Source organism: Mycobacterium sp. 1465703.0, from assembly GCF_001672975.1.
In the GTDB taxonomy this organism is placed as follows: domain Bacteria; phylum Actinomycetota; class Actinomycetes; order Mycobacteriales; family Mycobacteriaceae; genus Mycobacterium.
In genome coordinates this window covers 1-5,750 of the sequence record NZ_LZKU01000137.1, presented here as the reverse complement: position 1 = coordinate 5,750, position 5,750 = coordinate 1, and the positions used below count along the sequence as shown (strand labels likewise).

Sequence of the window (5,750 nt, the reverse complement as noted above, 5' to 3'; positions counted from 1 at the left end):
CCCGGCCGGGCCGGGCGCGGCTCGCTCATGCGTTCACCGTACGCTCCGGGTTTACCGGTGTAGGGCGGTTCGCAGCGCCGTCAGTCCGGCGTCGAGCGCGGCGGTGGCCGCGGGCACCACGCCGGCGTAGCCCAGATAGCCGTGTACCAGCGTCTCGGCGTTGTGTACCTGCGCGGTGACGCCGGCGTCCGCCAGCAATTCGCCGTACCGGATGCCGTCGTCGCGCAGCGGGTCGTAGCCGGCGACGCCGATGTAGGCCGGCGCCAGGTTGCGCAGGTCCGCCGCCCGCCCCGGCGCCATGTCCGACGGCGGATCGGACATATTGACTTCGCCCGCGTACCAACGGGAGAACTCCGCGATGGCCTTGACGTCGAGGATGGGCGCGGCGGCGTTCTCGGTGAAGGACGGCAGCGACGCATCCCACATGGTCGACGGATACCACAAGAGCTGAAACAGGATCGGCGGAGCGGCGTTATCCCGTGCCCGTTGCGCCACCGCGGCGGCGATGGTTCCACCGGCCGAATCTCCGGCGACGGCGATCCGGCTCGGGTCGCCGTGCAGTGCGGCGGCATTCTCGGCGACCCAAAGCGTTGCGGCCCAAGCGTCTTCGACGGCAGCGGGGTAGGGGTGTTCGGGGGCCAGCCGGTAATCGACGGACACCACGATCGCGTCGGCGCCGACCGCATGTTGTCGAGCCGTGCCGTCGTGGGTGTCGAGGTCGCCTGCGACGAAGCCGCCGCCGTGGAAATACAGCACGACGGGCGCTGCGGCGCCCTCCGGGTGATCATCGGAATGGCTTGGCGGCCAATAGATCCGGATCGCGATGGGTCCGCCGGGGCCGGGAATCGTGCGGTCCTCCACCCGCAACTCGGGATGCAGCGGGCGGCGCGGCAGGTCACGGAACCGCTGCCGTGCCGCGTCGATTCCGTCTTCAGTGGATAGCCGGAACGGAACCACATCCAGTACCTTCTGCAGGATGGGGTCGATAGCGGGTTTCTCGGCTGTGTTATCCAAGCTGGGCATGGACGTACCGTACGCACCTCGTCTGATGGCCGGCGCCTGGGTGGTGGCCGGCTGGGTCGCGCTGGGCTACGGCATCTATCTGACCGTGCTGGCGTTGCGCTTGCCGCCGGGAGTGGAACTGACCGGGCACTGGGTATTGCAGCCGGCGTTCAAGGCTTCGATGGCGTTCCTGCTGACACTCGCGGCGGCCGGGCACGCGAACGTCCGTGAGCGGCGGTGGCTGATGCCGGCGCTGCTGCTATCGGCCGTCGGTGACTGGGTGCTGGCGATCCCCTGGTGGACATTGTCTTTCGTGGTCGGCTTGGCCGCATTCCTGTTGGCGCACCTGTGTTTCATCGCCGCACTGCTGCCGCTGATCCCGCGGGCAGCGTCCGCGGGCGCGCGGCCGTCGACGCTGCGTATCGCCGCGGTGGTCCTGATGTGTGCGGCGTCGATCGCGTTGCTGGCCTGGTTCTGGCCCCGGCTGGGCCCGGAGAAGCTGACGATTCCGGTGACGGTTTACATCGCGGTGCTGACCGCGATGGTGTGTGCGGCCCTACTGGCGAAACTGCCGACGATCTGGACGGCGGTGGGCGCGGTGTGTTTCGCGGCGTCGGACTCGATGATCGCCATCGGCCGCTTCGTCCTGGGAAACGAGGCGCTGGCGGTGCCGATCTGGTGGTCGTATGCGGCCGCCCAGATCTTGATCACGGCCGGGTTCTTCTTCGGTCGCGAGCCTGCCGCGGACGACACCGGGGGTGCCGCCGGAGACGCCTCCGCGGCCGCCGAGAACTGATTGTCGTCCGTGCCCGGTACGCTGCGGACCGGACGGTAAAGACATTGGACAGCAACATGATTCGCGTCTCGGGGACGCTGTGAGCGCCAATGCGCCCACCCCCGTCGAGGTGGAACCCATCGCCCGGGTGCTGCCGATGCTGTCGGTGCCGCATCTGGATCGCGAGTTCGACTACCTGGTGTCGGCCGAGCAGTCCGACGACGCGCAGCCCGGGGTGCGGGTGCGGGTGCGTTTCCATGGCCGGCTGGTCGACGCGTTCGTGCTGGAACGCCGCAACGACACCGATCACCCGGGCAAGCTGGGCTGGCTGGATCGCGTCGTGTCGGCCGAACCGGTGCTCACCCCGGAAATCCGTCGCCTGGTCGACGCGGTGGCGGCACACTATGCCGGCACCCGCCCCGACGTGTTACGGCTGGCGGTGCCGGCCCGGCACGCCCGGGTGGAACGGGAACCCCTGGTCAAACGGGATCCGGCTGTCCCGGAGCCTGTCGATCCGTCGGCCTGGGGCGGTTATGGCCGGGGCGCGCAGTTCCTGGCCGCCCTGGCCGAGTCGCGGGCCGCCCGGGCCGTCTGGCAGGCGCTGCCTGGTGAGTCGTGGGCGGACCGGTTCACCGAGGCCGCCGCGCAGACGGTGCGGACCGGCCGCTCGGTGCTGGCGATCGTCCCGGATCAGCGTGACCTGGACGCGCTGTGGCGGGCCGCGACCACGCGGATCGACGAAGCCTGCGTGGTGGCCTTGTCGGCCGGGCTGGGTCCGGCGGCCCGGTACCGGCGGTGGCTGGCGGCGCTGCGCGGCACCGCGCGGCTGGTGATCGGGACCCGCAGCGCGGTGTTCGCCCCGCTGAGCGATCTGGGGCTGGTCATGGTGTGGGCCGACGCCGACGACAGCCTGGCCGAGCCCCGGGCGCCGTATCCGCATGCCCGCGAAGTGGCGATGCTGCGCGCGCATCAAGCCCGGTGCGCGGCCCTGATCGGCGGCTATGCGCGAACCGCCGAGGCTCATGCGCTGGTGCGCAGCGGCTGGGCGCACGACATCGTCGCGGCACGCCCGGTGGTGCGTGCCCGCACCCCTCGGGTGATCGCCCTCGACGACACCGGTTACGCCGACGAGCGCGACCCCGCGGCGCGCACCGCACGCCTGCCGTCGGTCGCGCTGCGAGCCGCCCGCTCCGCGCTGCAGGACGGGGCGCCGGTGCTGGTGCAGGTGCCGCGTCGGGGGTACGTCCCGTCGCTGGCCTGCGCGCGCTGCCGCACCATCGCCCGTTGCCGGCACTGCACGGGCCCGCTGTCGTTGCATGAGGGGGACGCGGCGCTGCTGTGCCGCTGGTGCGGCCGCGTCGACCCGACGCGACGCTGCGTGCGCTGTGGGTCGGACGCGGTACGCGCCGTCGTCGTCGGGGCCCGCCGCACCGCCGAAGAACTCGGCCGCGCGTTTCCGGGTGCGGCGGTCATCACGTCATCGGGCGACGGCGTGGTTCCCGGGGTCGCGGCCGGCCCGGCCCTGGTGGTGGCCACCCCCGGCGCCGAGCCGCAGGCGTCCGGTGGCTACGGGGCGGCGCTGCTGTTGGATACCTGGGCGCTGCTGGGCCGGCAGGATCTACGCGCGGCCGAAGATGCGTTGTGGCGCTGGATGACCGCCGCCGCGCTGGTGCGTGCCCGCGGCGACGGCGGCGTGGTGATGGTGGTGGCCGAATCTTCGCTTCCCACAGTGCAATCGCTGATCCGCTGGGATCCGGTGGGCCACGCCGAAGCCGAAGTGAGCTCTCGAGCCGAGGTCGGTCTGCCGCCCAGCGTGCACATGGCGGCCATCGACGGGACGGTCGGTGCCGTGGCCGCACTGCTGGACGAGGCCCGGCTGACCGATCAGGAATCCCTGCAGGCCGATTTGCTTGGGCCGGTGGACCTTCCGCCCGGTGTACGCCGCCCGGCGGGCACGCCGGCAGGTGCGCCGGTGACCAGGATGTTGGTGCGCGTGCCCCGTCCGCAGGGGTTGGCGCTGGCGGCGGCGCTGCGGCGCGGCGTCAGTGTGCTCAGCGCCCGGCAAACCCATGAGCCGGCCCGGGTCCAGATCGACCCGCTGCACATCGGCTAACCTTTTCACCAACTGTTACCCTCGGCGACAGTATGCTGATGCAATAATCTCTGCTTACGATATTCGAAGGTTGCTACACTTTCAGTTCTTTAGCCGCCGAGAGATCGGAAGCGTCCAGAGAGGGGCGATATGGCACCGGACCACACCACCGTTGACGAGTCACTAGACGTCATCACCGATGCATTGCTGACGGCCTCCCGTTTGCTGATGGCCATCTCGGCTCGCTCCGTCGGGCAGGTGGACGAGACCATCACCATCGCGCAGTTCCGGACGCTGGTGATCCTGTCCAATCGGGGGCCGGTCAACCTGGCTACCCTCGCGGGTCTGCTGGGCGTGCAGCCGTCGGCCACCGGCCGAATGGTGGACCGGTTGGTGGCCGCCGGGCTGATCGACCGCTTGCCGCACCCCACCTCGCGCCGCGAACTGCTCGCCGCGCTGACCACGCGCGGCCGCGACGTCGTCCACCAGGTGACCGCGCACCGGCGCGCCGAGATCGCGGCCATTGTGGCCAACATGCCGCCGGCTGAGCGGCACGGGTTGGTGCGGGCCCTGACTGCATTCACCGCCGCGGGTGGCGAGCCCGACGTCCATCTGGACGCTGAGATCGACTTGTAAGTCGGCTAATCGCTGCGCTTTTGGGCCGTCAGCAAGAGGTACTCCCACTCCATCGTGCCGTCAGCGAGGTGCTGCTGTGCGAGTTCCACCAGCTCGGCGTCCAGCTCGGCGGACAACACCCGGTTGTGGGCGATGTTCGCAAAAGCCTCGATGGTCGGGCCGTAATGCTGCTTGAAGTACGCGTGCACCGCCCCCGCGCTGGCGAACCGGGTCACCTTCAACATGCCCCGCGTGGCGGTGATATCGCTGATCGGGTCACCGAGCAGCGCGGTCACATAGCCCGGGCGTCCCCAGAGCGCCGCCGGCGGGACGGGATGCGACAGGCTGGGTCGATAGGGGCGAATGGTCGCGAGCATCCGGCCGAAAAACCCCTCCGGAGTCCAGCTGATCACGCCGATGGTGCCGCCGGGCCGACACACCCGGACCAGTTCGTTGGCGGCACGCTGCTGATCGGGGGCGAACTGCACTCCGATCGCGGACATGACGACATCGAACTCGCCGTTGCCGAACGGCAGCGCCTGCGCATTGGCTTCCTGGTAGTCGAGCGTCAACCCCCGGGCCGCGGCCCTGGCTTGCGACCTTTGCAACAGTTCGGGGGTGAGGTCGGTGGAGACGACCGAGGCGCCGGTGGCCGCAGCCGGCAGCGAGATGTTTCCCGAGCCGGCGGCGACGTCGAGGACACGCATGCCTGGCCCGATACCGGTCGCCTTGACCAGGGCGGGGCCCAGGGGTGCCATCACTTCTTCTGCCATCAAGGCGTAGTCGCCCAGCGCCCAGACCGTGCGATATCTGGCGTCCGCCGCGGCATCGCTGATGGGGGTGTCGAGGGTCATCGGACCTCCTTGAGAAAGGGATGGGGTTGTCGCTCGACCTCGTCGTCGGCGGGCGGGAATCTGGCGATTTACCTCTTCGGACAATGACTGCCAGAAACAATAGCCATAAGCAACAGTGTACGCACGCACATTCCCGCCGCTCGGGCGGGTCCGGCAGGCGCGCGCCGCTTCCTAGACTGAGCCGGTGCGTCTTGTCTTCGCCGGAACCCCCGAACCCGCGCTACCCGCATTGCGGAGCCTCATCGACTCACCGCGGCACGAGGTGATCGCGGTGCTGACCCGGCCCGACGCCGCAGCCGGACGGCGCGGCAAGCCGGAGCCGTCACCGGTCGCCCGCGAAGCGCTCGACCGCGGTATTCCGCTGCTGCGACCGGCGCGGCCGAACTCCGACGAATTCATCGCGGAGCTCGCG

The 5,750-nt window shown here is 70.1% G+C and carries 5 protein-coding genes and 1 pseudogene; 4 read left to right on the top strand and 2 right to left on the bottom strand.

What is annotated here, in order from left to right; all coding sequences use genetic code 11:
* Positions 1-51 precede the first annotated feature (51 nt).
* Positions 52-1,023, bottom strand: coding sequence for an alpha/beta hydrolase (locus A5625_RS12390; protein WP_066993667.1), 972 nt, complete (start codon positions 1,021-1,023; stop codon positions 52-54).
* Here A5625_RS12390 and A5625_RS12385 point away from each other — a divergent pair.
* From A5625_RS12385 to A5625_RS12375, 3 genes are all read left to right on the top strand, one after another.
* On the top strand, positions 1,022-1,798 hold the full coding sequence (locus A5625_RS12385; protein ID WP_066993665.1) for a lysoplasmalogenase: 777 nt from the start codon (positions 1,022-1,024) through the stop codon (positions 1,796-1,798). The two genes, A5625_RS12390 and A5625_RS12385, sit on opposite strands and share 2 nt — an antisense overlap.
* A 136-nt stretch (positions 1,799-1,934) precedes the next feature.
* Entirely contained in the window at positions 1,935-3,890 is a 1,956-nt protein-coding gene (locus A5625_RS12380; RefSeq protein WP_066993669.1) for a primosomal protein N', read from the top strand.
* A 129-nt stretch (positions 3,891-4,019) separates the two neighbouring features.
* Positions 4,020-4,505, top strand: coding sequence for a MarR family winged helix-turn-helix transcriptional regulator (locus A5625_RS12375; RefSeq protein ID WP_066993663.1), 486 nt, complete (start codon positions 4,020-4,022; stop codon positions 4,503-4,505).
* A 5-nt stretch (positions 4,506-4,510) separates the two neighbouring features.
* Here the strand turns inward: A5625_RS12375 and A5625_RS12370 are convergent, their stop codons facing one another.
* Positions 4,511-5,338 (bottom strand): class I SAM-dependent methyltransferase, encoded by an 828-nt coding sequence (locus tag A5625_RS12370; RefSeq protein WP_066993660.1) that lies wholly within the window; start codon positions 5,336-5,338, stop codon positions 4,511-4,513.
* A gap of 184 nt (positions 5,339-5,522) precedes the next feature.
* Here A5625_RS12370 and A5625_RS28340 point away from each other — a divergent pair.
* Positions 5,523-5,750 (top strand): annotated as a pseudogene (locus A5625_RS28340) (methionyl-tRNA formyltransferase); the annotation flags it as partial.